Origin of the sequence: Aeromonas rivipollensis (genome assembly GCF_037811135.1) — a bacterium.
GTDB lineage: Bacteria > Pseudomonadota > Gammaproteobacteria > Enterobacterales > Aeromonadaceae > Aeromonas > Aeromonas rivipollensis.
On sequence record NZ_CP149130.1, the window covers coordinates 2,921,829 to 2,947,858 of the forward strand.

Annotated in this window: 26 protein-coding genes; 13 read left to right on the forward strand and 13 right to left on the reverse strand. The window is 62.8% G+C overall.

Translation table 11 applies throughout. The features are described from left to right. The first annotated feature begins 7 nt into the window (after nucleotides 1–7). Together WIR04_RS13105 and WIR04_RS13110 are read left to right on the forward strand one after the other, a co-directional pair. Nucleotides 8–1,036 (forward strand): hypothetical protein, encoded by a 1,029-nt coding sequence (locus tag WIR04_RS13105; RefSeq protein ID WP_338887480.1) that lies wholly within the window; start codon nucleotides 8–10, stop codon nucleotides 1,034–1,036. Nucleotide 1,037: 1 nt separating this feature from the next. Continuing rightward, the gene (locus WIR04_RS13110; RefSeq protein ID WP_338887482.1) at nucleotides 1,038–1,466 is read left to right on the forward strand and encodes an ion channel; all 429 of its coding nucleotides are present in this window, start codon (nucleotides 1,038–1,040) and stop codon (nucleotides 1,464–1,466) included. A gap of 93 nt (nucleotides 1,467–1,559) precedes the next feature. Here WIR04_RS13110 and WIR04_RS13115 read toward each other — a convergent pair whose 3' ends face one another. Then, entirely contained in the window at nucleotides 1,560–3,236 is a 1,677-nt protein-coding gene (locus tag WIR04_RS13115) for an FAD-dependent oxidoreductase (RefSeq protein WP_338887484.1), read from the reverse strand. Between the two features lie 134 nt (nucleotides 3,237–3,370). Here WIR04_RS13115 and WIR04_RS13120 point away from each other — a divergent pair, with 134 nt between their 5' ends. The 3 genes from WIR04_RS13120 (at nucleotide 3,371) to WIR04_RS13130 (ending at nucleotide 7,963) form a co-directional block, all read left to right on the forward strand. Continuing rightward, on the forward strand, nucleotides 3,371–6,310 hold the full coding sequence (locus tag WIR04_RS13120; protein WP_338887486.1) for a sensor domain-containing phosphodiesterase: 2,940 nt from the start codon (nucleotides 3,371–3,373) through the stop codon (nucleotides 6,308–6,310). Nucleotides 6,311–6,385: 75 nt separating this feature from the next. Continuing rightward, a complete protein-coding gene (gene pflA, locus WIR04_RS13125) occupies nucleotides 6,386–7,228 on the forward strand; it encodes a pyruvate formate lyase 1-activating protein (RefSeq protein ID WP_025326498.1) in 843 nt (280 codons plus the stop codon). Between the two features lie 93 nt (nucleotides 7,229–7,321). Further along, the gene (locus tag WIR04_RS13130; protein WP_338887488.1) at nucleotides 7,322–7,963 is read left to right on the forward strand and encodes an energy-coupling factor ABC transporter permease; all 642 of its coding nucleotides are present in this window, start codon (nucleotides 7,322–7,324) and stop codon (nucleotides 7,961–7,963) included. 57 nt (nucleotides 7,964–8,020) lie between these two features. Here the strand turns inward: WIR04_RS13130 and WIR04_RS13135 are convergent, their stop codons facing one another. From WIR04_RS13135 to WIR04_RS13150, 4 genes are all read right to left on the reverse strand, one after another. Beyond that, nucleotides 8,021–8,713, reverse strand: coding sequence for an ABC transporter permease (locus tag WIR04_RS13135; RefSeq protein ID WP_025326496.1), 693 nt, complete (start codon nucleotides 8,711–8,713; stop codon nucleotides 8,021–8,023). A gap of 93 nt (nucleotides 8,714–8,806) precedes the next feature. Continuing rightward, nucleotides 8,807–9,547, reverse strand: a complete 741-nt coding sequence (locus WIR04_RS13140) for an ABC transporter permease (RefSeq protein WP_025326495.1) — start codon at nucleotides 9,545–9,547, stop codon at nucleotides 8,807–8,809. Nucleotides 9,548–9,652: 105 nt separating this feature from the next. Continuing rightward, complete coding sequence (locus WIR04_RS13145) at nucleotides 9,653–10,426, reverse strand: ABC transporter substrate-binding protein (RefSeq protein WP_025326494.1); 774 nt, start codon at nucleotides 10,424–10,426, stop codon at nucleotides 9,653–9,655. Nucleotides 10,427–10,491: 65 nt separating this feature from the next. Then, a complete protein-coding gene (locus WIR04_RS13150; RefSeq protein ID WP_025326493.1) occupies nucleotides 10,492–11,262 on the reverse strand; it encodes an ABC transporter ATP-binding protein in 771 nt (256 codons plus the stop codon). A 531-nt stretch (nucleotides 11,263–11,793) separates the two neighbouring features. On the opposite strand from WIR04_RS13150, the gene WIR04_RS13155 reads away from it, so the two are divergent. Next, the gene (locus WIR04_RS13155) at nucleotides 11,794–12,696 is read left to right on the forward strand and encodes a lysine exporter LysO family protein (RefSeq protein ID WP_338887493.1); all 903 of its coding nucleotides are present in this window, start codon (nucleotides 11,794–11,796) and stop codon (nucleotides 12,694–12,696) included. 77 nt (nucleotides 12,697–12,773) lie between these two features. Here WIR04_RS13155 and iadA read toward each other — a convergent pair whose 3' ends face one another. Next, the gene (gene iadA, locus WIR04_RS13160) at nucleotides 12,774–13,904 is read right to left on the reverse strand and encodes a beta-aspartyl-peptidase (protein WP_338887495.1); all 1,131 of its coding nucleotides are present in this window, start codon (nucleotides 13,902–13,904) and stop codon (nucleotides 12,774–12,776) included. 65 nt (nucleotides 13,905–13,969) lie between these two features. After that, on the reverse strand, nucleotides 13,970–14,752 hold the full coding sequence (locus tag WIR04_RS13165) for an ABC transporter substrate-binding protein (RefSeq protein ID WP_338887497.1): 783 nt from the start codon (nucleotides 14,750–14,752) through the stop codon (nucleotides 13,970–13,972). Nucleotides 14,753–15,191: 439 nt separating this feature from the next. Between WIR04_RS13165 and WIR04_RS13170 the strand changes: the two genes are divergently transcribed. Next, entirely contained in the window at nucleotides 15,192–15,812 is a 621-nt protein-coding gene (locus tag WIR04_RS13170) for an ACP phosphodiesterase (RefSeq protein ID WP_338887499.1), read from the forward strand. Nucleotides 15,813–15,995: 183 nt separating this feature from the next. After that, nucleotides 15,996–17,330 carry an amidohydrolase family protein gene (locus tag WIR04_RS13175; protein ID WP_338887501.1) on the forward strand — a complete coding sequence of 445 codons (1,335 nt, stop codon included), beginning with the start codon at nucleotides 15,996–15,998 and terminating at the stop codon, nucleotides 17,328–17,330. A gap of 77 nt (nucleotides 17,331–17,407) precedes the next feature. Here the strand turns inward: WIR04_RS13175 and WIR04_RS13180 are convergent, their stop codons facing one another. Then, nucleotides 17,408–17,788 carry a DUF2069 domain-containing protein gene (locus WIR04_RS13180; RefSeq protein WP_338887503.1) on the reverse strand — a complete coding sequence of 127 codons (381 nt, stop codon included), beginning with the start codon at nucleotides 17,786–17,788 and terminating at the stop codon, nucleotides 17,408–17,410. Further along, nucleotides 17,785–18,135 (reverse strand): arsenate reductase (glutaredoxin), encoded by a 351-nt coding sequence (arsC, locus tag WIR04_RS13185; RefSeq protein WP_025326486.1) that lies wholly within the window; start codon nucleotides 18,133–18,135, stop codon nucleotides 17,785–17,787. Before arsC ends, WIR04_RS13180 begins: the two co-directional genes overlap by 4 nt. 58 nt (nucleotides 18,136–18,193) lie before the next feature. On the opposite strand from arsC, the gene WIR04_RS13190 reads away from it, so the two are divergent. Then, complete coding sequence (locus WIR04_RS13190; protein ID WP_338887506.1) at nucleotides 18,194–18,688, forward strand: TlpA disulfide reductase family protein; 495 nt, start codon at nucleotides 18,194–18,196, stop codon at nucleotides 18,686–18,688. A gap of 69 nt (nucleotides 18,689–18,757) precedes the next feature. Here the strand turns inward: WIR04_RS13190 and WIR04_RS13195 are convergent, their stop codons facing one another. Beyond that, a complete protein-coding gene (locus WIR04_RS13195) occupies nucleotides 18,758–20,212 on the reverse strand; it encodes a M48 family metalloprotease (RefSeq protein WP_420883425.1) in 1,455 nt (484 codons plus the stop codon). Between the two features lie 121 nt (nucleotides 20,213–20,333). Between WIR04_RS13195 and WIR04_RS13200 the strand changes: the two genes are divergently transcribed. From WIR04_RS13200 to WIR04_RS13210, 3 genes are all read left to right on the forward strand, one after another. Continuing rightward, nucleotides 20,334–20,564 carry a sulfurtransferase TusA family protein gene (locus tag WIR04_RS13200; protein WP_289986253.1) on the forward strand — a complete coding sequence of 77 codons (231 nt, stop codon included), beginning with the start codon at nucleotides 20,334–20,336 and terminating at the stop codon, nucleotides 20,562–20,564. A 61-nt stretch (nucleotides 20,565–20,625) separates the two neighbouring features. Beyond that, entirely contained in the window at nucleotides 20,626–21,696 is a 1,071-nt protein-coding gene (locus tag WIR04_RS13205) for an AI-2E family transporter (RefSeq protein ID WP_025326482.1), read from the forward strand. 185 nt (nucleotides 21,697–21,881) lie between these two features. Next, the gene (locus tag WIR04_RS13210; protein ID WP_338887512.1) at nucleotides 21,882–22,691 is read left to right on the forward strand and encodes a MipA/OmpV family protein; all 810 of its coding nucleotides are present in this window, start codon (nucleotides 21,882–21,884) and stop codon (nucleotides 22,689–22,691) included. A gap of 96 nt (nucleotides 22,692–22,787) precedes the next feature. On the opposite strand, the gene WIR04_RS13215 is transcribed toward WIR04_RS13210, so the two are convergent. Both WIR04_RS13215 and WIR04_RS13220 read right to left on the reverse strand, forming a co-directional pair. Next, nucleotides 22,788–23,588 (reverse strand): alpha/beta fold hydrolase, encoded by an 801-nt coding sequence (locus WIR04_RS13215; RefSeq protein ID WP_338887514.1) that lies wholly within the window; start codon nucleotides 23,586–23,588, stop codon nucleotides 22,788–22,790. A gap of 60 nt (nucleotides 23,589–23,648) precedes the next feature. Beyond that, nucleotides 23,649–23,822 (reverse strand): hypothetical protein, encoded by a 174-nt coding sequence (locus WIR04_RS13220; protein WP_338887516.1) that lies wholly within the window; start codon nucleotides 23,820–23,822, stop codon nucleotides 23,649–23,651. 131 nt (nucleotides 23,823–23,953) lie between these two features. On the opposite strand from WIR04_RS13220, the gene ppk2 reads away from it, so the two are divergent. Further along, nucleotides 23,954–24,763, forward strand: a complete 810-nt coding sequence (ppk2, locus tag WIR04_RS13225; protein ID WP_025326479.1) for a polyphosphate kinase 2 — start codon at nucleotides 23,954–23,956, stop codon at nucleotides 24,761–24,763. Between the two features lie 114 nt (nucleotides 24,764–24,877). On the opposite strand, the gene WIR04_RS13230 is transcribed toward ppk2, so the two are convergent. Beyond that, nucleotides 24,878–26,014: an ABC transporter ATP-binding protein gene (locus tag WIR04_RS13230; RefSeq protein ID WP_025326478.1), complete on the reverse strand. Its 1,137-nt coding sequence runs from the start codon at nucleotides 26,012–26,014 to the stop codon at nucleotides 24,878–24,880. Nucleotides 26,015–26,030 lie beyond the last annotated feature (16 nt).

A 26,030-nucleotide genomic window follows, 5' to 3' on the forward strand; every position in this document is an offset into this window, starting at 1 on the left:
GCGCCATATGCATAACGCCGACAGGGCTGTACTGCGCATTGGCACGGGCATCGGGCTAGCGGCGGGGATCTGTTACGGATTGGCCCTGCCCATGCCCCACCTCGGCATCATCATGGCCTGGGTGGTGCTGTGCCGACCCGGGGAGCCGCTCGGCTTGAAGAAGGGGCTGGCAGGGGGGCTACTGCTGCTGGGGATCATGGCCGCCGGGGTGCTGCTGGTCCCCCTGCTGACCCACTATGCCCTGGCGGCCGTGTTGCTCATCGGCCTGCTGCTCTACCTGCTGATGCAGCAGTCGATGGCCGGCAAGGGGGCCGCCGCCATGCTGCTCATCATGGCCATTACGGTGATCCCGGTGGCCGGGCTCATCGAGCAGTCCCTTGCCATCGCCATTGCCCAGATGATGGGACTGGGGATCCTGGTGGGCACCCTGGTCAACCGCATGGCTCACGCACTCTTCCCTCCCCTGCCGGTGGCGGGAGCGGCAGCAAGGCCCATGCCATTGCCCCCCGAACATCCCGAGCGGCTGGCGCTGCGCGCCGTCGCCATCGTACTGCCGGTGTGGCTGCTGGCCCTCGGCAACCCGGCATTCTACATACCGGCGGTGATGAAGACGGTGGCGCTGGCCCAGCAGAGCACCTCCCTCAACGCCAGACAGGCGGGCCAGGAGCTGGTGCTCTCGACCCTGATGGGCGCCCTGCTGGCCTGTGCACTCTGGCTGGGGCTCAGCCTCTGGCCTTCGCTCTTGATGCTGGTGCTGATGCTGGCCCTGATGACCCTGTGGCTGGCGCGGCGTCTGATCCGGCTGGTGGCGAGCCGCTGCTCGCCGTCATTCTGGAGCAACGCCTGGATCACGGCGCTCATCCTGTTTGGCCCGGCCATAGAGGACAGCGCCACCGGCAAGGATGTGTGGTTGGCGGCGGCCATGCGTTGCGGCCTCTATCTGGTGGTGGCCGGCTATGGCTGGCTGTGTATCTTGCTGCTCGAGCAGTGGTGGCCGGTCGGCCGCCCACTGGCAGAAGCCAAGTTAGGAGACTGACATGTTTCTCATATTTATGGTCGGCATCCCGGTGATCCTGATCAACATGCTGTTGCAATCCCTGGTATCCGTCTGGTGCATCCGCTTCTACATCAAGCGGTTCGGCAAGCGTGAGGGGGTGGTGGCCGGCATGCTGGCGCTGTTTGGCATCATCACCCTGGTGATGCTGGGCAACCTGGCACAGATCGGCGTCTGGGGCGGGCTCTTCCTGTGGCTCGGGGAGTTCGACACCCTGCAGGAGGCCGTCTACCACTCCGGTGTCAACTTCGCCACCCTGGGCTATGGCGACATCGTCATGAGCCCGCAGTGGAAGCTGCTCGGCCCCCTCGAGGCGGTCAACGGCGCCCTGATGATAGGCCTCTCCGGTGCCTCCATGCTGACGGTCTTGCAGCACCACATTCGCAAGCAGCTCAGTGACAGTGCCCCCTGATCGGGCAGTGCGCATGATGTAAGAAAGGGCCACTCCATGGAGTGGCCCATTTTCATGCAATGCAGGCGATTGGGCCAGGTCGGCCGGGCAGATCTACTCGGCGATGGCCAGCTGCCAGGTCTTGAAGCCGCCGGAGAGGTTCTTCACCTTGAAGCCGTGCTGGCTCAGCAGGCGGCAGGCCACATGGCCGCGCAGGCCCACCTGACAGCTGATGAGCAGCTCCTTGTCTCTTGGCAGCTCATCGAGGCGGCCGCGCAGCTCGTCGAGAGGAATATGCAGCGCCCCCGGTATGCGCCCCAGCTTGTCGAGCTCGGGGGCGTTGCGCACATCCAGCACTTGCTGGTGCGGGTTGCGGGCCTGCACCTCGGCCGCATGGCAGAGGATGCTGTCCCCCTTCAGGTGGTTGCTCGCCACGAAGCCCGCCATGTTGATCACATCCTTGGCCGAGCCGAACGGCGGCGCATAGGTGAGCTCCAGATCCTGCAAGTCAAAGACGGTAAGGCCGGCGCGCTGGGCCACCGCCAGCACGTCGATGCGCTTGTCGATGCCATCCTTGCCGATGGCCTGGGCGCCGTAAATCTTGCCATCGGGGGCAAACAGCAGCTTGAGGCTGACCGGGTGGGCGCCGGGGTAGTAACCGGCGTGGCTGCCCGGGTGGACATAGACCTTCTCGAACGGTAGCCCCAGCTGCACCAGTCGCTTCTCGTTGAGCCCCGTGCTGGCCACCGCCAGATCGAACAGCTTGCAGATGGCGGTGCCCTGGGTCTTCTTGTAGGTCTCGCTTCGCCCCAGCATGTTGTCGGCGGCGATGCGCCCCTGCCGGTTGGCGGGGCCCGCCAGCGGGATCAGCACGGACTCGCCGGTGACGAAGTCGGTCTCCTCCACCGCATCCCCCACCGCATAGATGAAGGGATCCGAGGTGCGCATGCCGGCATCCACCTTGATGCCGCCGCGGGGTCCCAGCTCCAGCCCCGCCTTGGCGGCGAGCAGGGTCTCGGGCTTGACGCCTATGGCCAGGATCAGCAGGCCGGTATCGAGGTGAGAGCCGTCATTGAGGGTCAGCCGCAGGCCACCAGGCACCGCCGGCCCCTTCTCTGCCGGCAGTTCCAGAGGCTCGATGGCACAGAGGCCGATGCGCAGGCGCAGATCGATCCCCTCCTCGCGGATGCGGGCGTGGAGCATGTTGGCCATCTCTTTATCCACCGGCGCCATCACCTGATCGGAGAGCTCCAGCAGGGTGACCGCCAGCTTGCGCTGGTGCAGCGCCTCCATCATCTCCAGCCCGATAAAGCCGCCGCCCACCACTGTGACGTGGCGCGGCTGCTCATGCGCCAGGGCCGCCAGGATGCGATCCATGTCGGGGATATTGCGCAGGCTGTGCACGCCCGGGCTGTCGATGCCGGGGAAGGGAGGACGGATAGGCGCCGCCCCCGGGCTCAGCAGCAGCACATCATAAGGCTCGCGCCGCTCCTCGCCGCTTTGCAGGTTGCGCACCAGCAGGCTCTTGCCCCCCTTGTCTATCTCGATCACCTCGTGGAAGACCCGCACATCGACGTTGAAACGGCGCTTGAAGCTCTGGGGCGTCTGCAGCAGCAAGGCATCCCGATTGGGGATATCCCCTCCGATGTGATAGGGCAGACCGCAGTTGGCGAAGCTGACAAACTCGCCCCGCTCGAACATCACTATCTCTGCCTCTTCGCTCACACGACGGGCGCGGGCCGCCGCCGATGCGCCCCCTGCGACACCACCCACAATCAGGATCCGTTTCATCTGCAAGACTCCACTCAACGAGAAATTGACTTTAAATTAGAATACACTAATTTAGATTTCAATGAAATTTTGTTTGCCGCGGATTTGCAGTATTCTTGCCCTCCGACAATTGCTCAACAGGATAGTGTCAGTTCATGTCGTCTACCGCGCTCAGTCATCTCCCGACAGCCAGCCAGGCCCCCCTGTTCTTTCGCCTGGATACCCGTAGTCAACGGCTGGTCGCCCTGACCGATGTGATGCAGACCCCGCTCCACTGGCTCGATGAGCCCCGCAGTGCCTGGCCGGCCCAGCTGCCCGATGCCCTGCGCCAGCCCATAGAGCAGCGGCTCGCCAGCGGCAAGGGGGGCAAGCTGCTGCTGCGCTTTGCCGCCCAGCAGTGGCATATCTCCCTCTCCCATGAGCAGGACGCCTTCTGGCTCATCTGCCTGCAGACCCAACCCCAGGAGAGTGCGGCCAGCTTGTCGCTGCAACTGCCGCGCCTGAGCCAGATGGCCAGCCAGCAGCAGTATGCCCCCATGCTGGAGAGCCTCAGGGAGTGCCTGGGGGCCGATCGCCTGATCCTCTGGCACTACCAGGCCAATGGCCCCCTCGGCAGCGAGCAGTTGACCCCTGTCTTCACCCTGAATGCGGACTCTGTCGGTGCCATTCGCGGTGACAGCCGCTACATCCGGGCCTTGCGTACCCGGGGCGCCCTGAGCTTCTCGGAGGCCGCCCATCAGCCCATGCTGAGCCAGCACTATTATCTGGCCAATGCCAATGTCAGCTCCCGCCTGGACGGCGCCCTGCTGGAGCAGGAGAAGCTCATCGGCGTGCTCAGCCTCGAATACGCCGAGACGACCCTGATTGGCGAAGAGACACTGCAACTGGTGCGCCACTGCGCCCAGTTGCTGGGCCACTGGCAGCCCGAACCCGAGGTGACCGAGGCCTCTCCCTTCACCCTGCCCCGCGGGCTCAGTTGCAAGACCGGCAATGAGTATTGCCGCGCCCTGGTGCGCTGGGCCATGACGGCGAGCGGCGCCCGCATCGGCTGGCTCGGGGAGTTTCAGCTGCGCGGCCAGGATCTCTGGCTCATTCCTCGCTGCGTGCTGGAAGGAGAGACCTTCTCCGCGGTCAAGCCCATGCGGATGGAGATAGGCCCGGGCCGGGAGATCTTCCAGCACGGCCAGAGCCTCTATGTGGAAGACCTGCCCCTGCGCTATCCCCAGGCCACCCAGTTGCTGGCCCTCAACGCCAAGGCCTACATCGGCATTCCCCTCCAGGGCCAGGGCGGCGTCCCCCTGGGTCAGATCACCCTGCTGCTCGACGGACCACTGGCCGACCCCATTCCCCTGCTCGATGCCCTCTACGAGCAGCGTGAGCGGGCCGCCATCGAGCTGCAGCGCCTCGCCAACGACGATGCCCTGCGCCTGGCCGAGGTGGCCTTCAACACCCACGACGGTCTGCTGGTGATGGATCACGGCGGCATCATCCTCAAGGTCAACGACTCCTTCAGCCGCATCACAGGGTTCGGGGACGACGAGATGCTCGGTCAGCATATCGAGGCCCTGAGACCCACCTACTATGGCGACAGCCTCAAGCAGGAGGTGATCGCCGCCGTCGATAAGCAGGGATACTGGCTTGGCGAGGAGCAGTGCCTGCACAAGGAGGGCCATCTCTTCCCGGTGCGGCTGATGGTGAGCGGTGTCAAGGATGAGGAGAACGAGATCAGCCACTTCGTCTGCAGCTTCCACGACATCACCCAGGAGAAAGAGGCGGCCCGCCACATAGAGCGGCTCGCCTATTACGACGATCTGTGCGACCTCTACAACAGGCGCAGCCTGAACGACATCATGCAGCGCACTCTGCAGAGCCCGAACGGGCAGTGGGGGGCATTGCTGCTGCTGGATCTCGACAACTTCAAGTCGATCAACGACTCCCTCGGCCACGCCTGCGGCGATCTGCTGCTCCAGGCGGTGGTGGTGCGGCTCAAGTCCCTGCCCCAGGAGAACCTGGTGCTGGCCCGCACCTCGGGAGACGAGTTCGCCCTGCTGTTCACCGCGCTGGGCCAGGGCTATGTCACCGCCAAGATACTGGCGGAGCACTTCGCCCGGGAGCTGATGGGGATTTTCCGCCTCCCCTTCGACATCGGCGATCACAAGCTGCACTGCAGCGCCTCCGTGGGGATCAGCCTGTTCAGCGACGATGACAAGGATCATCTGATCCTGATGCAGCAGGCCGACACCGCCGTCCACATGGCCAAACGGGCCGGCCAGGGCAACCACATCTTCTTCAGCGAGGCCATGGCGGAGAAGGAGAAGAGCAAGCTCTCCCTGAGCAACCAGCTGCGCGATGCCCTGCGCAACAACGAGCTGGTGCTGCACTATCAACCCCAGTACAGAGTCGACAACGGCAGCCTCTCGGGCGTGGAGGCCCTGCTGCGCTGGCAGAAGATGGACGGCACCATGATCCCCCCCGGGGACTTCATTCCCATCGCCGAAGAGACCACCCTGATCCAGGAGATAGGCTACTGGGTGATGAAGACCGCCTGCGCCCAGTACAGTTTCTGGCTCAACAACGGCCTCGCCATCCCCCATCTGTCGGTCAACGTCAGCGCCCGCCAGTTCCACACCGCCGGCTTCGTGCAGCAGGTGGAGTATGTGCTGCGCGATACCGGGGTGCCGCCGTCGCGCTTGCTGCTGGAGGTCACCGAGTCAGTGGTGCTGGAAAACCGGCTGGACAGCATCGCCAAGATCCGCCAGCTCAAGGAGTTGGGTATCCTCATCTCCATCGATGACTTCGGTACTGGTTACTCTTCTCTCGCCTATTTGCGCGATCTGCCCGCCGATGAGGTCAAACTGGATAGGAGCTTCATCCAGACACTGGTGCACAGCGAGCAGGACAAGGCCATCGTCAAGGCCATCCTGGATCTCGCCAAGGTGTTTCGCTTCACGGTAACCGCCGAAGGGGTGGAGGACGAGGAGCAGCTGGCCGTGCTCAAGGCCCTGGGATGCCAGCACTACCAAGGCTTCCTGACCAGCCGCCCGCTCCCCGTCAAGGCACTGGAGAGTCTGCTGGGTGCCACCCCGGCGGGCTAAACTGGTAGGATTTATAGGGCTTTATGTCATAAAATAACGACCGCTCGAACCCTGTCCGAACAATTGGAGTCGTCTATGTCAGTCATTAACCGGATCCCTGCCGTTGAAACCAGCGGCCCTGCCGATCAGGGCACTCAGCGGATCCCTGCCGCCACCGTTAGCGACACCAGCAATCCCGACATCATTGGCCGGATCCATTCCGTCGAGACCTGCGGCACAGTCGACGGCCCCGGCATCCGCTTCATCGTGTTCATGCAGGGCTGCCTGATGCGCTGCAAGTATTGCCACAACCGGGATACCTGGGACACCCAGGGTGGCCGCGAGGTCACAGTGCCCGAGTTGATGCAGGATCTCACCAGCTACCGCCACTTCATGAATGCCTCAGGCGGCGGCGTCACCGCCTCCGGTGGGGAAGCCATGCTGCAGCAAGAGTTCATCGCCGAGCTGTTTGCCGCCTGCAAGGCGCAAGGGATCCACACCTGCCTGGATACCAACGGCTTCGTGCGTCACTACGACGAGCTGCTCGATCGGGTGCTCGACAACACCGATCTGGTGCTGCTCGACATCAAGCAGATCAACGACGAGAAGCACATCCCCCTCACCCACGTCAGCAACAAGTACACCCTGGAGTTCGCCCGCTACCTGGCATCCCGCGGCCAGACCATGTGGATCCGCTACGTGGTGGTGCCCACCTGGTCCGACGATGACGAGAGCGCCGAGGGGCTCGGCCAGTTCATCGCAGAGCTGGGGGAGTGCGTCGAGAAGGTGGAGCTGCTGCCCTACCACGAACTCGGCAAGCACAAATGGGACGTGCTGGGAGACACTTACGATCTGACCGGGATCAAGCCCCCCAGCAAGGAGACCATGGACAGGGTCCAGGCCATCCTCGGCAAGTACCACCCCAACGTGAAGTATTGAGACAGGAGGCCGCCCGGGATTGGGCGGCCTCTTTTCACTGCACCGCCAGCGCCCGGGCTCATCACCGGGCAATGACATCCGAGGGAACATGTCATGAGTGAAGGACAAGTCGCCGCCCTCCTGCTCTGGCTGGTGCTGCTCGCCTTCAGCCTGAACGCCTCCCTGCTGCGCACCCTCCACGACCACCCCCTCTATCAACACCTCTGCCTTGGGGGCGCCATCGTCCTGGTGCCGCTCTGGACCTTGCGGGCGGGCCTCCATGAGGGGCTGGAGATCCACTTTCTCGGCCTCACCAGCCTGACCCTGCTGCTGGGCTGGCGCCTCGCCCTGCTGGCCCCCTGCCTCACCCTGCTGATCCTCGGGGCCTTTGGTGTCACCGATCTGGCGGAGTTCGGCTGGCAGGCGCTCATCGGCGTCGCGCTGCCGGTGGCCACCAGCTGGCTGCTGTTTCTGGCAAGCTGGGCCTGGTTGCCCCGCCACCTCTTCGTCTACCTGTTCGTGGCCGCCTTCCTCGGCGGGGCGCTGAGCATCTCGGTCAAGATCCTCGCCAGTGCCCTGCTGATGGGGATAAGCGGCGCCTACCCCTGGCACACCATCAGTGCCGACTACCTCTCCATCTGGCCGCTGCTGCTCTTCCCCGAGGCCCTGCTCAACGGCATGGCCATGACACTGCTCGCCGTCTATCGACCCCACTGGGTCAACACCTTCTTCGACAGGGAATATCTGGGGCGGTGAGCCAGCAGAGGCCGGCGCCATAAAAAAAGCCCGCAGCTGCGGGCTTTTTCATTTCTGTCACACGCTGCGGGGGCGCAGGTGGGCGTGCCAGCGGGCCTCCCACTTCTTGAACAGCCAGACGATGGCGAAGGTGAGCAGCATGTAGAGCAGGCCTGCGGTCAAGAAGGCCTCGAACGGGCTGTAGTAGCGGGAGTTGATGATCCGCGCCGCACCTGTCAGGTCGACGATGGTGATGATGCCCGCCACCGCCGACCCCTGCAGCATGAAGATCACCTCGTTGCTGTAGGCGGGCAGCGCACGGCGAAACGAGTTGGGCAAGATGATGCGGGTGAGGGTCTGCCAGCGGCTCATGCCAAAGGCATTGGCCGCCTCAATCTGCCCCTTTGGCATGTTCAGCACGGCACCGCGCACTATCTCGGCGGTGTAGGCCCCGGTGTTGAGGGTGAACGCCAGCAGGGCACAGAACCAGGCCTCGGAGAAGAGCGCCCAGGCGGGCCCGTTCTTGAGCCACTCCCACTGGGCGGCGCCGTAGTAGATGATGAACAGCTGCACCAGCAACGGGGTGCCGCGGAAGAAGTAGATATAAGCCCAGATCGGCCCCTTGATCAGCCAGTTGCGGCTGTTGCGCAGAATGCCCATGGGTACCGCCAGCATGAGGCCGAGCATGAGAGAGGCTGCCACCAGCCAGATGGTGGTGTAAAAGCCCTCCCAGTAGGTGGGCCACTCCTTGAGAATGATGGAGAAATCCATGGCTTACCTCGTCTTGATCGTGATGTAGATACGCTCGGCACTGACACCGCGACTATCACAGTAAACGAATGACTGCATTGAATACGGCATGGCTTACCTCGTCTTGATGGCGTAGTGACGCTCGGCCCACTTGAGCGCCGAGGTCGAAACCGCGGTGAAGATCAGGAAGATCAACGCCACCGCCATGTAGAAGGTAAACGGCTGCTGGGTCGAGCCCGCCGCCAGGGACGCCTTTCGCACCATGTCATCGAGCCCGATGATGGAGACCAGGGCCGTGGTTTTGAGCAATACCAGCCAGTTGTTGCCAAAGCCCGGCAGGGCGTGGCGCATCATCTGGGGAAAGAGGATCCGCACAAACACCTGGGTTGCCCGCATGCCAAAGGCGCGTGCCGCCTCGAGCTCCCCCTTGTCCACCGCCAGGATGGCGCCGCGGAAGGTCTCGGTCATGTAGGCACCGAAGATGAAGCCTATGGTGGCGACCCCGGCCGCAAAGGGACTGATGTCGATGTAATCCGGTAGCAGGGAGACCCACTCCTGATTCGGATTGCTCTCCAGCAGGTAGTTGTTGTAAGCCTCGTTGACCCAGGTACAGATCCCGTTGATCAGCACCTGGCCGCCGAAGAACAGCAGCATCATCAGCACTAGATCCGGAATGCCGCGAATGACGGTGGTGTAGGCGGTCGCGATGCCGCGCGCCCACTTGTAGGGGGAGAGCTTGGCCAGGGCACCCAGCATGCCCAGCACCAGCGCCAGCAGCAAGGAGGCGAGCGCCACCTCCAGGGTGACCCAGGCCCCCTCCAGCAGGGAGGTTTCATATCCTTTCAAATCAAACATATGCAATGCAGCTCCATCGCAATCGGGCCCGTCACTCCCAGCGGAAGGCAACGGGCCCGATGACTACTGACGGGATCAACCTGTCGTTGTTCGCCTGACGTTGACTTACTCGCCGTACACGTCGAAGTCGAAGTACTTGTCGTTGATTTCCTTGTACTTGCCGTTGGCGCGCAGGGCCAGGATGGCAGCATTGAATTTCTCTTTCAGATCCTTGTCAGCCTTGCGTACCGCTATGCCGGCACCCTCGCCAAACCACTTGGGATCCGTCAGTTTCGGGCCGACGAACTCGTAGGCATCGCCACCCTCTTTCTTCAGCAGACCGTCGCTGATGGCGGCGGAGTCGGCCATCACATAGTCAACCCGGCCCGATTTCAGATCGAGATAGGCCTCATCTGCGGTGCCGTAGCGCTTGATGGTGGCGTTGGGGAAGTTGTCGGTGATGTAGGTGTCCATGGAGGTGGCGCGCTGCACGGCGATGGTCTTGCCATCCATGAAGGCCTTGTCGAGCTGCACCTCGGTGCCTTTCTTGGCGGCGAAGCGGGCCGGAATGTGCTGGTACTTCTGGGTGAAGTCCACCTTCTTCTTACGCTCTTCGGTGATGTCCATGGTGGCGATGATGGCGTCATACTTGCGTGACAGCAGCGCAGGAATGATGCCGTCCCAGTCCTGCTTGACCAGGGTGCACTTCACCTTCATCTCTTCACACAGGGCGTTGGCGATGTCGATGTCAAAGCCTTTCACCTCGCCGCTCGGCTCGGTCCAGGAGAAGGGAGGATAGGCACCTTCCACCCCGATCCGTACCTCTTTCCACTCCTTGGCCATCAGGCTACCGGAACACAGGGCCGTCATCACGGCAGTCGCCAGCATCAGCTTGTTCATGTATCTCTCCTTGATAAACACGTCGATCGTTGAAAACGCAGAATATTGAAAATACCGCTCCCCCATCAATAAATGGAAGAGATGAATTGCTTGAATCGCTCCGACTTGGGATGGGCGAAGATCTCCTTGGGATTGCCTTCTTCCTCTACCCGCCCCTGATGGAGGAACATCACCTTGTTGGACACGTCACGGGCAAAGGACATCTCGTGGGTGACCACCAGCATGGTGCGCCCCTCTTCGGCCAGCTCGCGCATCAGGCCGAGCACCTCGCCCACCAGCTCGGGATCGAGCGCAGAGGTGGGCTCGTCGAACAGCATCACCTCGGGCTCGACCGCAAGGGCACGGGCGATGGCGGCCCGCTGCTGCTGGCCGCCGGAGAGGTGACCGGGGTAATAGTCGCGCCGCTCCCACAGGCCCACCCGGTTGAGCAGTTGCTCCGCCTTGGCGATGGCCTCGGCACGGGGCACCTTGAGCACCTGGATGGGGACTTCGATGATGTTCTGCATGATGGTCATGTGCGACCAGAGGTTGAAACTTTGAAACACCATGGCCAGACGGCTGCGAATCCGCTCCACCTGACGCATGTCCTCAGGCAGGCGTTCACCGGCCCGATTGCTCTTCATGCGGATCAGCTCGCCATGGAGTGACACTGTGCCGGAAGAGGGGGTTTCCAGCAGATTGATACAGCGTAGAAAAGTCGACTTCCCCGAACCCGAGGAGCCGATCAGGGAGATAACATCCCCCTTGCGGGCCGTCATATCGATGCCCTTGAGCACTTCGTGGGTGCCAAAATACTTGTGCAGTTCACGAACTTCCAGTGCGGCAACGTCGCTCATCCATTACAACCTTGTCTGTCCCTAGACGCCGCTACGGCGTGACTCCACCATCGCAAATTTAACAAAAAGTTAACCGATGGCAACCTTCAGCGAAAATATCATTCAGGTAGTTAAAAAACAATACAGAACCGAGGTATTTAGTGGTTTATCTGTATTTTTATTGGCCTTGGCGGTATTTTTCAGCACTTTGTCTGCATAAAATCTGCTTTTCGCCACCTCTGAGATACCGCCTTTTTATACCCGGAACGCACCAGTAGCAAGAAGATTAAGCCATTTCAGTCAGAAGCCATTCAGAGTCACTTTATTCACCCAGGTTCAGCTGAACAAAACGCACTTTTTTCTGAATGAAATTGATTTTATTGGCGATGACGACCCGAGAGCAGAGGGCTCCGGGAAGATGGCCTCGCCATGCAAAAGTAACAAACCGATAAAAAAAGGGTCGAATGAAACATACAAACTCATGGATTTATGACTCTTGGCCAATAAGTAGTGGTAATGTGTCGTTTTCCCAGTTTTGTGACCGAGGCCCCAATGTTGCTGAATGTGTTGCTGATCCTGCTGCCGCTGGTGATTGGCTATCTTGTCCCCCTATCCTCCACCCGGCTCATCAAGCTGATCAATCAGTCGCTGGGCAAGATGGTCTATCTCATCCTGTTCCTGATGGGGCTGGGGCTGGCCTATGTGGAGAACCTCGGCAGCAACCTGGCGGTGATCTTCAAGGTGGCCGGGGTGATGCTGGCCGCCATCACCGCCTGCAACCTGCTGGCACTCTGGTGGCTGGACAGACGCAGCCCCCCCACCCATGAGGCGAGCGACGCCAGGATGCCGAGCAAGCTGCATCTGCTCTGGGAGTCACTCCAGCTCTGCTTCGTGGTGCTCGGCGGCGTGCTGCTGGGGCTGCTGGTGGACTTGCGCGCCCTGCCCATCGACAAGTGGAGCGAGTGGGCCCTGATGCTGTTGCTGCTGCTCATCGGCATCCAGATGCGCAACTCCGGCATGCGCCTGCGCCAGATCCTGCTCAACCCCTGGGGCATGAAGATAGCCGCCACCGTCATCCTCAGCAGCTGGCTCGGCAGCCTGCTGGCGGCCCAGTTGCTGGGGATGCCCTCGAGCCACGCCCTGGCGCTCGCCTCCAGCTTCGGCTGGTATTCGCTGTCGGGCATACTGGTGGCCGACAAGCTGGGACCCGTGCTCGGCTCCGCCGCCTTCATCAACGATCTGGGGCGCGAGCTTATCGCCATCCTCATCATTCCGGTGCTGATGCGTCGCCACCCCTCTGCCGCCATCGGCTACGGCGGCGCCACCGCGCTGGACTTCACCCTGCCGGTCATCCAGAAATCCGGCGGCATCCAGGTGGTGCCGGTGGCCATCGTCTCGGGCTTTATCCTGAGCCTGCTCGGTCCCATCCTGATCCTGGGTTTCCTCGCTATCTGAGCCTGGATAAACCACCCAGGCGAAAAAAAGCCCGGCAGCAGTGCCGGGCTTTTTGTTGGTTCAGGGGTGCGCCATCTCTAGGTTCGCCACTGGCCGCCGCTCATCACCCTCTCGATGGCGAGGTGCTCCGGCGCTATCAGCAGCAGGTCCGCATCCTGCCCCACCCCTATCATCCCCTTGCCAGCCAGCCCCAGGGCTCGCGCCGGATTGGCCGTGACCACCCCCAGGGCGACCTCGAGCGACACCCCGAGGGCGCAGGCACGAACGCACTCCTGCCACAGGCTGGCAATCTGGCCGCAGCGCATCTCCACAAGGCGCCCCTCACCGTCAAATCGCGGCAGGCTGGCGTTGGCATCCGAGCTGAAGCTGATGCGATCGGCGGGCACGCCGGCCGCCAGCAGCGCCACCAGCGCCTCTGCCGCCAGTTGCTCGCCATCGTCCAGCAGCTCGGGGAAGCTCGAGGTGGTGAGATCGATCCAGCCCCCCGCCCTGCCCCAGTCGATGGCCTCGGCAAAGAGCCAGGGGTTGCGGTTGCAGTGGGTGGGATAGAGCTGGCGCAGGGGAATGTCGGTGCCATCGCGCAGGGCCCGCAGCGGTGCCAGGGCCCCGCGGCCGTCCCCGACGTGGAAGAAGCTGACCCCGCTCTTGCCCGTGAGCAGCCCGGCCACCCGCGCCTCGCTCACCAGCCGCGCCAGCTCATCCTGGGTGGGCGCGCTGGATCTGTGATCGCTGATGGCCAGCTCCCCCACCCCCAGCACCTCGGGGATCAGCATGATGTCCGATTCCACCCTGCCGGTGAGGGTCTTGACCGGCAGGTGATAGGAGCCGGTGTACATGTAAGCGCTCACCCCGGCGGCGCGAAACTCGCGCACCTTGCCGAGCACCTGGGCCGGGGTGCGGGTCAGACTGTCGGTGCCGAGCGCCGCCACCAGCGTAGTGACCCCGGCCTTGAGGGCCTCCCCCGCCGCGAGTTCGGGGGTACGGAAGGCAAAGCCCCCCTCCCCACCGCCCCCCGTGATGTGGGCCAGGGGATCCACCAGCCCGGGCACCAGGTAGCGGCCACGGCCGTCGACGCGCACCAGCGGCCAGTCAGGGGGAACAGTCAACCCCTTGCCCAGCCAGGCGATGCGGCCGTCGGCCACCAGCAGATCCTGCTGGCCGAGCGGGGCCGGGCTATGAATTTCCGCGCCCTCGATCAGGGTCAACATGGGCATCTCCTTGTTTCATCACCGCTTGCTGCGGAAAAAAGAGAGGGAGCAAGCTCCCTCCCCCATCAACCACCATAAATATCGTACTTGAAGTACTTCTGGTTGATCTCCTGATACTTGCCATTGGCCCGCAGGGTCTTGATCGCCTCGTCCAGCTTGGCCTTGAGATCCTGATCGCCCTTGCGTACCGCAATTCCCATGCCGTCACCAAACCACTGGCGATCGGTCAGGGCCGGCCCCACATACTCGAACTTCTCCCCGCCCGCCTTGCTGAGCAACCCCTGATCGATGGCCGAGGCGTCGGCCAGCAAGGCCAGCACCCGGCCCGCCTTCAGATCGAGATAGGCCTCATCGGCATTGCCGTAACGCACTATGGTGACGTCGGATCCAAAGTTATCCGTCAGGTACTTGTCGTGGGTGGTGGCGCGCTGCACACCGATGCGCTTGCCTGCAATCCCCGCCGGGGTCAGCTCCAGCGTTGTGCCCTTGGCCGCCACGAAGCGGTTGGGGATATGGGCATATTTCGCGGTGAAATCCACCTTCTTGCGCCGCTCGTCGGTGATCGACATGGCGGCGATGATCGCATCGTATTTGCGCGACAACAGGGCCGGGATCATGCCGTCCCAATCCTGGGCCACCAGCTCGCACTTGACGGCCATCTGTTGGCACAGGGCGTTGGCGAGATCGATATCAAACCCCTTGATCTCCCCCGATGCATCGGTCCAGGAGAAGGGGGGATAGGCGCCCTCCACACCGAAGCGCACGGTTTTCCACTCCTTGGCCGTGACGGGGGTGGTGAGCAGGCAGGCAGCAAAGAGGGCTGACAGGGTCAGTTTGGTATTCATCATGAGTACTCCATTACATAGAAAGCGCACAGGCGCGGTCAAGGCATCGCAAGCCTGGGCAGGCGATGGCCAACAAACGGCAAAACGCGGATGAGCGAGATCACGCCCCCGTGGGTATCAATGATCGACAGATATCAATGACCGTCGGGTATCAATGATCGGCGGGCGTCAATGAACTGCTCCGGGGCCTCGATCTATTCGTCGAACCACTCGGAGAGGTAGAAAGGCTTGAAGTAGAAGGCCAGAAAAAAGCCTCTGGCTTTGCGCATCATGATGGTCTGTCGCGTCCTGTGACAAAGATGGAAACCACCTTAGCACGCCCCAAATTTGCCCTGCAAGAGGGGCTTGCAGGGCTATCGAAAAATCCTGATCATGGCCAACAGAATCAGGATCCTCTAGGCTCTGAGCACCTTGTCATCGACCTGAAAACGACCTCAATTCCATGAATTACCTGGCGCATCTCCATCTGGCGGCCCACACCCGAAGCTCCCTCACCGGCAACCTGCTGGGGGACTTCGTCAAGGGGCCCCTGCCCACTGGTCTCGCGGCCCCCTTCGACGAGGGGATCTGGCTGCACCGCAAGATAGATGCCTTCACCGATGCCCACCCCGAGCACAGGGCGGCGGTCGCCTGCTTCGAGGCCCCCTGGCGCCGCTTTGGCGGCATCCTGGTGGACATGCTCTACGACCACTGGCTGAGCCACCACTGGCAGCAATTCAGTCAGGATCCCCTGCCCCGCTTCCTGCAGCGGAGCTATGGCCAGCTGCTGGCGGATCACGCCCGCCTGCCGGAAGGGTTGCCAATGGCCCTCAAGCGGATGGCGGAGCAGGACTGGATCGCCTCCTACGGACGCCGGGAGGGGCTGGGTCAGGCCCTCAACGGCATAGGCCGGCGCCTGCGTCGTCCCCTGCTGCTGGGGGAGGCGCTCCATACCCTGGATGAGGGCAGCTGGCGCGACTGTGAACTGGGGTTTCTGCGCTTCTACCCCGAGGTGATGCGCTTTAGTGAGCGGCAACTCACCTGCTACCGCGCCACCAGGGCTCCTCAAGGAACCCCAGGGTAGATACCCTGGCCCTGTTTCAGGCAAGACTGGTGGGGCAAGGCATGAAACTGAAGCTGGATCAGATTGGGTCTTTTATGGCACCCAAAAAAGGAGGAGACTGGCGATGCCGATCAGCCCGGGCTCAGGCTGAACGGGCAGGGCAGGGCCAGACTCAGCCCCCTCAAGATCCAAGGAGACCTCTTCATGTCATTGCGATTATTCTGCAGCGCCCTGTGCGGCGCCCTCCTGACCGGCGGCACCGTTCACGCCACCGAACCGGCTCATACAGCCACCTTGTTTGAAAACGTGCGCATCTTCGATGGCAAGGGGAGTACCCTCAGCGCCCCCTCCTCCGTCCTGGTGGAAGGCAACCTGATAACCAAGATCAGCCAGGGCGGCATCAAGGTGGAAGGCGAAGTGCAGCGTATCGACGGCCAGGGCAAGACCCTGATGCCGGGCCTCATCGATGCCCACACCCACCTGATGTTTGCCACCCTGCCGCAAATCGCCGTGCTGACCAACGACGTCACCTTCACCACTGTGGCGGCAACCAGGGCGGCCAACGACATGCTGATGCGCGGCTTCACCAGCGCCCGTGATCTCGGCGGCCCCGTCTTCGGCCTCAAGAAGGGGATCGACATGGGGCTGACCAACGGCCCACGCATCTGGCCGGCCGGCGCCATGATCTCCCAGTCCGGGGGCCACGGTGACTTCCGCCTGCCCAATGAACTGCCGGCGCTGGAAGGACAATACTCCTTCGGCGAGCGGGCCAACGCGGCCATGGTCGCCGACAGCCCGGATGCCGTGCGCCAGCGCACCCGCGAGCAACTGGCCCTCGGCGCCTCCCAGATCAAGGTGATGGCCGGTGGCGGTGTGGCCTCCAACTATGATCCCATCGATGTGACCCAGTACACGGTGCCGGAGATCCGCGCCGCCGTCGAGGCCGCCGACAACTGGGGCACCTATGTGACAGTGCACGCCTATACCCCGAAGGCGGTGCGCCAGGCCATCGAGGCTGGCGTCAAGTGCATCGACCATGGTCAGATGCTCGACGAGGACACTGCCAGGCTGATGGCCGAGAAGGGGATCTGGTGGAGCCTGCAACCCTTCACCGACGATCGCAAGTCCCCCTTCCCGGAAGGCTCGGCCAACCGTCTGAAGCAGCTTGAGATGTACAAGGGCACCGACCACGCCTATGCCATGGCCAAGAAGTACGGCATCAAGACGGCGTTCGGTACCGATGCCCTGTTCAGCGCCCAGGCTGCCGCCGATCAAGGCACCATGCTGGCCAAGATGGGCACCTGGTATACCCCGGCCGAAGTACTGAAGATGGCCACCCATGACAACGCCGAGCTGCTGGCCCTCTCAGGCCCGCGCAACCCCTACCCGGGCAAGCTGGGTGTGGTGGAAGTCGGCGCCCTGGCCGACTTGCTGCTGGTTAACGGCGATCCCCTCAAGGAGCTCTCCCTGGTGGCCGATCCGGCGACCAACTTCAAGGTGATCATGAAGGACGGCAAGGTCTACAAGAACACCCTCTGACCTCTTTCGATAACAAAAAAAGGCCCCGAAAGGGGCCTTTTTTATGGGTACTGCATGACCGCCAGTGGTGGAGCGGCTCAGCGATCTTCCTTCTTCTTGCGAATGCTGAGGCCAAGCTCACGGCCGCGCTGGCGGGCGTAATAGATGGTCCCGACGAAGGCCAGGGTGGTGAATACCAGCTCCACCACCGCCAGCCACCGCTCCCCCTCATCCGTAGTGATCAGGGTCAGGGCGTGGAGGAAGTAGGGCATCAGCACGAAGTTGCCCCAGGCGTGGGTGTAGGGGTTGCCCTGCACTATGCCCTTCAGGGGAAACAGCAACGGCACAGTCCAGATCACCGGCAGCAACCAGGGGGCGAGCCCCGGGTGAGGCGAGAGCCACAGATGCCAGAGCAGGACCCAGGCCAGCAGGCCGAAAAAGCCGACCAGGGTCAGCAGGCGGGCGAAGCGGGTGCTCACTTGAGGATCTCCAGCACCAGCTCGGGCGGGCGGCCGATGCGGGCCTGGCCATTCTTGATGACGATGGGGCGCTCGATGAGCTTGGGGTGCTGATGCATGGCACGAATGAGGGCATCGCCCTGCACATCGGCCAATCCCAGCTCCTTGTAGAGCTCTTCCTTGGTGCGCATCAGCTGGCGCGGATCGGCAAACCCGAGCTGGCCCAGCAGGGTGCGGATATCATCCTCGCTCGGCGCCTGTTCCAGATAGAGCACCACCTCGGGGGCTATCCCGTGCTGTTCCAGCAAGGCCAGGGTTTCACGGCTCTTGGAGCAGCGCGGATTGTGATAGATTTGGGTCTCGCTCATGGTAACTCCCTGATATTGCAAGATGGGACAACAAATGGCGCTATTGTAGGGGAAACGGATGGGCAGGGTAAGCGGGAGGGCGGTGGAAATGAAACGAATATGTTGGCTGATTGTGGCCGCCTTGCTGGGCGCCTGCACGCCGGCCCCCCAGTTCATCGACGGGGCGGGCAAAAACCTCAGCCTTAGCACCCTGGCGGGCAAGCCCCTGCTGGTCAACTACTTCGCCCCCTGGTGCGCCCCCTGCCTGCGGGAGATGCCCCTGCTCGCGGCGCTGCACCGGGAGGGACAGATAGGGGTGATCGCCATCAACTATGATCCCGCCTCCCCCGCCGAGCTGGCCGAGCTGGCCCGGCGATACCAGATAGCCGTGCCCCTGATGGTCCCTCTCGATGAGGCCAGCCTCCCCTTCCCAAGGCCTGGCGCGCTGCCCACCAGCTACCTGCTCGATGGCAAGGGGCAGTTGCAAAAGACCCTGGTGGGGGAGCTCGATGAGCACAAGCTCGCCGCCATCCGGGCCTGGGCCGCCACACAAGCCTCCTCGGCACGGCCCTGATGGCCCCATGACGACAAGGGGTGCACCATCTCTGGTGCACCCCGTTTCATTCAGGCGTGGTCAGCCGGACTAGCCCTTCAGGCTGTCCAGATCCTTCTTGGCCCGCTCCAGCTGGGTGATGCGCGCCTCGATGCGGGCCAGGGTCAGCTTGTCGCTGGTGGTGCCGCGGGCCACGATCAGCTCGTCGATGGCCGCCTGGTAGTCCCCGCGCAGGGAGAGGGTCTCCGCCCGCGCCATGTGCAGGTCCGTCATCCTTCCCGCCTTGCGATAGGCATCCGACAGCAGGCTCCAGGCCAGGCTGTTCTCGTCGTGCTCCCGGGCATAAGGGTCCAGCAGGGCGATGGATTTCTGGTAGTTGCCCGCCTCCAGATAGGCGTTGCCGAGGTTGACCACCACCACCTCGTTGTCCGGCATCCGGGTGCGGAAGCGCTCCAGCCGGGCGATGGCCTGGGCGCTGCGCCCCTTGGCGAGATCGATGTCGGTCAGGGCATCCACCACGAAGAGATCTTCCGGATGGCGGGCGGCCAGGCTCTGCATCAGGGTATCGGCCTCGTCGGTGCGCTTGAGCTGCAGCAGGGCCAGCGCCTTGCCATAGGTGGCGGCGTCTTTCAGGGGGTAGTCCCCCTTCTGCAGGCGGCTGTCGAAATAGGTGAGCAGCGCCTGGGGGCTCTCGGTGCCATAACGCACCTGGATGCGCACCTTGGCCAGCCAGAAGTCGAGGCTGGGAGGCAGAGCGCGGCGGCCATAGCTGTTGGCGCGGGCGCGGGCTTCGCTGATCCGGGTCTCCGGCAGGGGGTGAGTGAGCAGCATCTCGGGCGGCTTGCTGGCGTAGCGGTACTCCGCCGCCAGTTTCTGGAAGAAGCTGGCCATGCCCATGGGATCGAAACCGGCGTCATAGAGCGTCTTCATGCCGATGCGGTCCGCTTCGTACTCGTTGTCCCGGGTATAGTTGATGGCCGACTGCATGGAGAGCCCGAGGGTGGTCTGCAGCGCGGCGATGCCTGCGGTGGGGTTGATCACCGCCAGTGCGATGGAGCCCACCAGACCGGCCAGGGTCATGGCCGAGCTGCTCGCCTGGGCCTCCATGTAACGGGCTATGTGGCGCTGGGTCACGTGGGTGATTTCGTGAGCCAGCACCGAGGCCAGCTCGCTCTCGTTGTCGGCGTAGAGGAAGAGGCCGGTATGCACCTTGACCCGCCCGCCGAGGAAGGCGGCCGCGTTGATGCTGGGATCATTGATGAGGAAGAAGGTAAAGGGGAAACGCACCCCGTCGGCATTGGTGAGCAGTCGCTGACCCAGATCGTCGATGTATTCGCTCAGCACGGGATCATCGATGATGGGCAAGCCCGCCCGGGCAAACCGCATGAAGGCATTGCCATAGCGCACTTCCTGCTCGATGGGCAGGGCGGCAACCCCGGCGGTGCCGATGTCGGGCAGCTGGTTGTTCGCCTGAGCCTGAAAGGTCGCGCTCATCAGGGATATCAGCAGGGGAAGCGATGCCATCAAGGGGGAAAAACGGGCCACAGTGTTTCTATCTCCATCAGAAGGGGCTCGGGCAGAATACCCTTGCCCATCAAGGCCCACAAGCGTTGTTTCATACTGGTATCACGGCCATAATGACCACCACGCACGCGATGGAATCCTCATGGAACAGCTCGACCTGACCCCCTGGCGTTGTCCCGAGCCGCTGATCCGGCTCAAGCTCTGGCTGCGCCAGGCAAGACCCGGCCAATCCCTGCACCTCATACTGGGGGATGCCGGCTCCCGGCAGGACATTCCGGCCTACCTGCAACGCCTGGGTCACAGCGTCCGTCCCCTGGAGGAGTCCGCCGCCCGCCTCTCCTTGCTGCTCGTGGTCGGGAACCGGCCATCATGATGCCAGGCCCCGGGCTGCCCCTTTCCATCGAAATGACACGGTAAAAACCAAGGAAGCCTCGATGTTAGATGTATTGAAGCGCTGGTATCAGACCCGTTTTTCCGATCCCGATGCCGTTGCCCTGTTCCTGCTGCTGGTGTTCTGCTTCGCCGTGCTCTGGCTGTTCGGCGATCTGTTGGCCCCCCTGCTGGTGGCCGTGGTGATGGCCTATCTGCTGGAGTGGCCGGTCAGCCGCCTGCAACGCACCGGGCTCTCCCGCCCCCTGGCCACCAGCCTGGTGCTGCTGCTGTTCCTCAGTGTGACCACCATGATGCTGCTGGGGCTCATCCCCACACTGGTGAGCCAGGGGGTCAACCTCGCCAAGGAGGCGCCCTCCATGCTGGCCCATGCCCAGGACGCGGTCCGCACCCTGCCGGAAAAATACCCCGAGATAGTCGACGTCAGCCTGGTCGAGACCATCATCGACAACATTCGCCAGCGCATTCTGGCCGGGGGGGAGCAGCTGGTGAGCGCCTCCCTCAGCTCCCTCATCAACGTGGTGGCCATCCTCATCTACGCCATCCTGGTGCCCCTGATGGTGTTCTTCATGCTCAAGGACAAGCAGGTACTGATGGGCGGCCTGCGCCGCTTCCTGCCCCGCAACCGCACCCTGGTCAACCGGGTCTGGGTGGAGATGAACGACCAGATCATCAACTACATCCGCGGCAAGGTAATCGAGATCCTCATCGTCGGGGTGGCGACCTACATCCCCTTCGCCCTGATGGGGCTGCGTTACTCGGTGCTGCTGGCGGTGGCGGTCGGCTTCTCCGTGCTCATCCCCTACATAGGGGCGGTGGCGGTGACTGTGCCCGTCGCCATGGTGGCCCTGTTCCAGTGGGGGCTGACCCCGGACTTCGCCTGGCTGATGGTGGCCTATCTGGTCATTCAGGCGCTGGACGGCAACCTGCTGGTGCCCCTGCTCTTCTCAGAGGCTGTCAACCTGCACCCTGTGGCCATCATCGTCGCCGTGCTGGTGTTTGGCGGACTCTGGGGATTCTGGGGGGTCTTCTTCGCCATTCCCCTGGCGACCCTTGTGAAAGCTGTGCTCAACGCCTGGCCCAAGCGGGACGAGGCGCCCCGCCCCGCCCCCTGATGAGAAGAGAGGCTTTCGCCTCTCTTTTTTTATTACCGCGAACTCATCGACCACGGACTCAGTTCCCGCCTGAATCCAGGTGAAATACAGTGACGCTATCGAATTGAATTTCCAATGAAAACGGGCTTCACTGACAAGGTCATCGGCAGTATGCTCTGCCAGCCCCGACTCTGAAGGATCAGTTCATGCCCCCTGTTCGTACCCTTTACAGCGCCGCGCTTGGCGCGCTCCTGACCCTGCTGTTCGCGACCCCGGCCCGGGCCGAGGTCGATCTCGGCTCCCTCGATATCTTCGTGCAGGACAGCCCCACCAGCCCGGTGCCCAAGGGGCTGGTGCTGGGCGGCGCCGTCATCGGTGGCGATGCACGCTATCAGGGCCAGGATGACACAGCCCTTGCCGTGCCCGGCTTCATCTACTTCGGCGAGCAGTTCATGTTCCTCGGGGACAGGGCCCGCTACTACTTTCACAAGGATGACAGTTTCGCCGCCTACGGTTACGGCAGGATGCGCTTTGGCAACCTGGATCCCGACGATGCCCCCGAGCTGGCCGGCATGGAGGAGCGCAAGTGGGAGCTGGAAGGGGGTGTCGGCGCCAGTCTCATCACCCCCTATGCCCTGCTCAGCACCCGCCTCAGCACGGACGTGACCGGGCGCAGCAACGGCCAGGAGCTGCTGCTGTGGGCCGACTTCCCCATATTGCGGGACAGGCTGCTCATCATGCCCGGCATGGGGATGATGATCCGCAGCAGCAAGATGGCGAACTACTACTTTGGCGGCGTCTCGGGGGGCGAGGCCAGGGGGCAACGCCCGGAGTGGGACACGGGCACCACCCTCTCCCCCATGGCGGCCATCATCACCAGCTACCGTTTCAGCCCCCACTGGATCGGCATGTTTGCCGCCAACTACGAGCGCTACGACGACGACATCGCGGACAGCCCCATAGTCCAGCACAAGGGGGAGCTCTACGCCGGCTTCGGGATCGGCTATATCTGGTAACCGCAGCGCCCGGTAGCAAGAAACGCCAGTAACAAGAAGGGAGCCCGAGGCTCCCTTCTTTGTTATCGATAGGCGACTGGCGCTGACTGCCCGGCCTTATAGTCCGGCCAGAAACTCGGCCAGGGTCCGGTTGACAAACTCGGGGTTCTCCAGGGTCGAGATGTGGCCCGCGGCCGGGATCTCCTTGAAGGGGCAGGCCAGCGCCTCGGCCATCAGATAGCCCTCCAGCACCGGGCGCGCCTTGTCCTCGCAGCCTGTCATCACCAGGCTCGGCACTTTCATCTCTTCGAGCCACTCGATGCGATCCTCCCGGGTCACGAAGCTGCGCCCCACCGCCACCAGACTCGCCACCTTGTCGGCGGGCCACTGGGCCAGCCGCGCCTTGAAGCCGCTCATCAGGGCGGGATCCGGCTCATGGGCAAAGAAGAGCGGCGCCACCTGATCGATGACGGGGGCCGGCAGACTGCCAAGCTGCTCTATCATGGCCAGCATGCCGAGGTAGCGCTCGCAGGGGATCTGGGGCTCCCAGCCAACGAAGGTATCCATCAGCACCAGTCCCTTGAGCCGCGCCGGGGCCATCCTGGCGAGCTCTACGCCCCACATGCCGCCAATCGACAGCCCCACCAGCACGCACTGCTCGATGTCGAGGGCATCCAGCAGCGCCAGGTGATCCCTGGCCAGGGTTTCAAGGGAGCAAGGACCGGCTGGCAAGGGGTCTGAATTCCCGTGGCCCCAAAGCTCGGGCACTATGCAGCGAAACTGCCCCTTGAGGGCCTCGACTTGCGGCGCCCACATGGCACTGTCCCACAGGTAGCTGTGGCCAAAGAGCAGCACAGGGCCCTGTCCCTCGTCCAGATAGGCCATGCGGCGACCCGCTATCTCCATAAAATGCTTCATGTTATCTCCTGTTGCCAGCTGCCGATGATGAGACGGCAGTGCACATCGCCATAAATGGCTTCATGTTTTTCTATTGCCAGCGGTTGATGAGGCGGCAGTATAAATCGCCACGAATGGCTTCATGTTTTTTCTATTGCCAGCGGCTGATGAGGCGGCAGTATAAATCGCCACAAATGGCTTCATGTTTTTTCTGTTGCCCGCTGCTGATGATGAGACGGCAGTATCAGTCGCCATACATTGCCTCATGTTTTCTTCTGTTCTGCTGGCAGCGATGGGGCGGCAGTGTAACACGCCGGCCTTGGCAGTGGCGCCTCCCTGGTGCAAGCTGGGGTGACCCACAGAAAGGACTCGAACAGGAGAAGATCATGCCGAAGGAAAAGAGCAAGAAACGCCCGCGCCTGGGCAAGAAGACCTATGAGCACCACCTCACCCAGCTGCAGGAGGAGCTGGTCAAGCTGCAGGAGTGGGTCAAGCAGGAGGGGCTCAAGGTAGTGGTGCTGTTCGAGGGGCGCGATGCCGCCGGCAAGGGGGGCGTCATCAAGGCGATCACCGAGCCCCTCAATCCCCGGGTCTGCCGGGTCACCGCCCTGCCCGCCCCTTCGGACCGGGAGCGTACCCAGTGGTACTTCCAGCGCTATGCCGCCCACCTGCCGTCGGCGGGCGAGATGGTGCTGTTCGATCGCTCCTGGTACAACAGAGCCGGGGTCGAGCGGGTGATGGGCTTTTGCACCGATACCGAATACCGCGAGTTTCTGCGTGCCTGTCCCGAGTTCGAGCGGATGCTGACTCGCTCCGGCATCACCCTCATCAAGTACTGGTTCTCGGTCAGCGACGAGGAGCAGGAGAAGCGCTTCAAGGAGCGCATCAACACCCCCATCAAGCGCTGGAAATTCAGCCCCATGGACCTGCAGTCACGCTCCCGCTGGGTGGAGTACTCCCGCGCCAAGGATGACATGTTCATCTACACGGACACGGAAGACTGCCCCTGGTTCGTGGTCGATGCCGACGACAAGCGCCGCGCCCGCCTCAACTGCATCGCCCACCTGCTCGGCAAGGTGCCCTACGAGGCGATCCACTACGAGCCCATCAAGCTGCCCCCCATCAAGACCGAGGGCTATGAGCGCCCGCCCCTGGCCAGCCAGACCTTCGTGCCCGACATCACCGCCGAGCTCTAAGCCTTCACCCCGACACCCTGCCTGCCCGCTTGCCCACACGGCAGGCAATAAAAAGCCGGTCATTCGACCGGCAAAAAGGCATTGAATACTACGGAAACCTGCACTGCAACACCATCAGGTGCGGATATATCTGGCGGTACGGGGGAACGCCTGCTCCTTGGCATCGAACAGGTAGCAGGCCTCGGCCGGAATGCCGACGCTGTACTGCTCACCGGTGGCCACGTCCACGTCTGAACTGGCCTTGACGGTGAAGTCGTGGCCATCCACGTCCATGTAGACGAAGGACTCGGCCCCCAGATGCTCGGCTACCTGCACCACCCCGCTCACCTTGCTGTCGGCGTGGGCGTGATCCAGCGGCACCAGGTGCTCGGGACGAATGCCCAGCTCCACCTTGTCACCGACAGCGCCGCTGCGGGCATCGACCCGGGCACGCACTGTGTCGCCGGAAGTCAGCTTGACCACGCACTCCTGCTCGCCTATCTCCAGCAGCTCCCCCGCCAGGAAGTTCATCTTGGGAGAGCCGATGAACCCCGCCACGAACTTGTTGTCCGGGTTGTGGTAGAGCTCGAGCGGCGTGCCGAACTGCTCCAGGTTGGTGGTCGCCTCGCCCTTGAGCGGGCTCAGCACCACGATGCGGTTGGCCAGGGTCATGGCCTCCACCTGATCGTGGGTCACGTAGATGATGGTGGAGTTGAGCTCCTTGTGCAGCTTGGCGATCTCGATGCGCATCTTGACCCGCAGGGCGGCATCCAGGTTGGACAGCGGTTCGTCAAACAGGAACACCTGGGGCTGCTGTACGATGGAGCGACCTATGGCCACCCGCTGGCGCTGACCGCCGGAGAGGGCCTTGGGCTTTCTGTCCAGCAGGGGTTCGAGCCCCAGGATCTCGGCGGCACGCATCACCCGCTTGTGGATGTTCTCCTTGTCCATCTTCTTGAGCTTGAGGCCGAAGGCCATGTTCTCGTAGATGTTCATGTGGGGGTAGAGGGCGTAGGACTGGAACACCATGCCCACGTTGCGCTCCACCGGCGGCACGTCGTTCATGTAACGACCGCCGATGGTCAGCTCACCGCTGGTGATGTCTTCCAGACCCGCGATCATCCGCAGCAGGGTGGACTTGCCACAACCGGACGGGCCGACGAAGACGATAAACTCCCCTTCCTTGATGGCCAGGTTGATGTTGCGCAGCGTGTCCTTGTGGACAGCCGGATCGTAGTTTTTGCGAACGTTGTTGAGTACTACTTCAGCCATGACGAGCTCCGCTCTG

What these genes read in the sequence shown, in the direction of transcription:
- WIR04_RS13130 (WP_338887488.1), top strand. Translation starts at nt 7,322, where the DNA reads ATGAGTGAAGGACAAGTCGCCGCCCTCCTGCTCTGGCTGGTGCTGCTC.
- WIR04_RS13155 (WP_338887493.1), top strand. Translation starts at nt 11,794, where the DNA reads ATGTTGCTGAATGTGTTGCTGATCCTGCTGCCGCTGGTGATTGGCTAT.
- pflA (WP_025326498.1), top strand. Translation starts at nt 6,386, where the DNA reads ATGTCAGTCATTAACCGGATCCCTGCCGTTGAAACCAGCGGCCCTGCC.
- WIR04_RS13220 (WP_338887516.1), bottom strand. Translation starts at nt 23,822, where the DNA reads ATGGCGACTGATACTGCCGTCTCATCATCAGCAGCGGGCAACAGAAAA.
- WIR04_RS13140 (WP_025326495.1), bottom strand. Translation starts at nt 9,547, where the DNA reads ATGTTTGATTTGAAAGGATATGAAACCTCCCTGCTGGAGGGGGCCTGG.
- WIR04_RS13105 (WP_338887480.1), top strand. Translation starts at nt 8, where the DNA reads ATGCATAACGCCGACAGGGCTGTACTGCGCATTGGCACGGGCATCGGG.
- WIR04_RS13110 (WP_338887482.1), top strand. Translation starts at nt 1,038, where the DNA reads ATGTTTCTCATATTTATGGTCGGCATCCCGGTGATCCTGATCAACATG.
- WIR04_RS13215 (WP_338887514.1), bottom strand. Translation starts at nt 23,588, where the DNA reads ATGAAGCATTTTATGGAGATAGCGGGTCGCCGCATGGCCTATCTGGAC.
- WIR04_RS13190 (WP_338887506.1), top strand. Translation starts at nt 18,194, where the DNA reads ATGGGCAGGGTAAGCGGGAGGGCGGTGGAAATGAAACGAATATGTTGG.
- WIR04_RS13145 (WP_025326494.1), bottom strand. Translation starts at nt 10,426, where the DNA reads ATGAACAAGCTGATGCTGGCGACTGCCGTGATGACGGCCCTGTGTTCC.
- WIR04_RS13115 (WP_338887484.1), bottom strand. Translation starts at nt 3,236, where the DNA reads ATGAAACGGATCCTGATTGTGGGTGGTGTCGCAGGGGGCGCATCGGCG.
- WIR04_RS13205 (WP_025326482.1), top strand. Translation starts at nt 20,626, where the DNA reads ATGTTAGATGTATTGAAGCGCTGGTATCAGACCCGTTTTTCCGATCCC.
- WIR04_RS13135 (WP_025326496.1), bottom strand. Translation starts at nt 8,713, where the DNA reads ATGGATTTCTCCATCATTCTCAAGGAGTGGCCCACCTACTGGGAGGGC.
- WIR04_RS13150 (WP_025326493.1), bottom strand. Translation starts at nt 11,262, where the DNA reads ATGAGCGACGTTGCCGCACTGGAAGTTCGTGAACTGCACAAGTATTTT.
- arsC (WP_025326486.1), bottom strand. Translation starts at nt 18,135, where the DNA reads ATGAGCGAGACCCAAATCTATCACAATCCGCGCTGCTCCAAGAGCCGT.
- WIR04_RS13170 (WP_338887499.1), top strand. Translation starts at nt 15,192, where the DNA reads ATGAATTACCTGGCGCATCTCCATCTGGCGGCCCACACCCGAAGCTCC.
- iadA (WP_338887495.1), bottom strand. Translation starts at nt 13,904, where the DNA reads ATGTTGACCCTGATCGAGGGCGCGGAAATTCATAGCCCGGCCCCGCTC.
- WIR04_RS13210 (WP_338887512.1), top strand. Translation starts at nt 21,882, where the DNA reads ATGCCCCCTGTTCGTACCCTTTACAGCGCCGCGCTTGGCGCGCTCCTG.
- WIR04_RS13230 (WP_025326478.1), bottom strand. Translation starts at nt 26,014, where the DNA reads ATGGCTGAAGTAGTACTCAACAACGTTCGCAAAAACTACGATCCGGCT.
- WIR04_RS13120 (WP_338887486.1), top strand. Translation starts at nt 3,371, where the DNA reads ATGTCGTCTACCGCGCTCAGTCATCTCCCGACAGCCAGCCAGGCCCCC.
- WIR04_RS13200 (WP_289986253.1), top strand. Translation starts at nt 20,334, where the DNA reads ATGGAACAGCTCGACCTGACCCCCTGGCGTTGTCCCGAGCCGCTGATC.
- WIR04_RS13175 (WP_338887501.1), top strand. Translation starts at nt 15,996, where the DNA reads ATGTCATTGCGATTATTCTGCAGCGCCCTGTGCGGCGCCCTCCTGACC.
- WIR04_RS13165 (WP_338887497.1), bottom strand. Translation starts at nt 14,752, where the DNA reads ATGATGAATACCAAACTGACCCTGTCAGCCCTCTTTGCTGCCTGCCTG.
- ppk2 (WP_025326479.1), top strand. Translation starts at nt 23,954, where the DNA reads ATGCCGAAGGAAAAGAGCAAGAAACGCCCGCGCCTGGGCAAGAAGACC.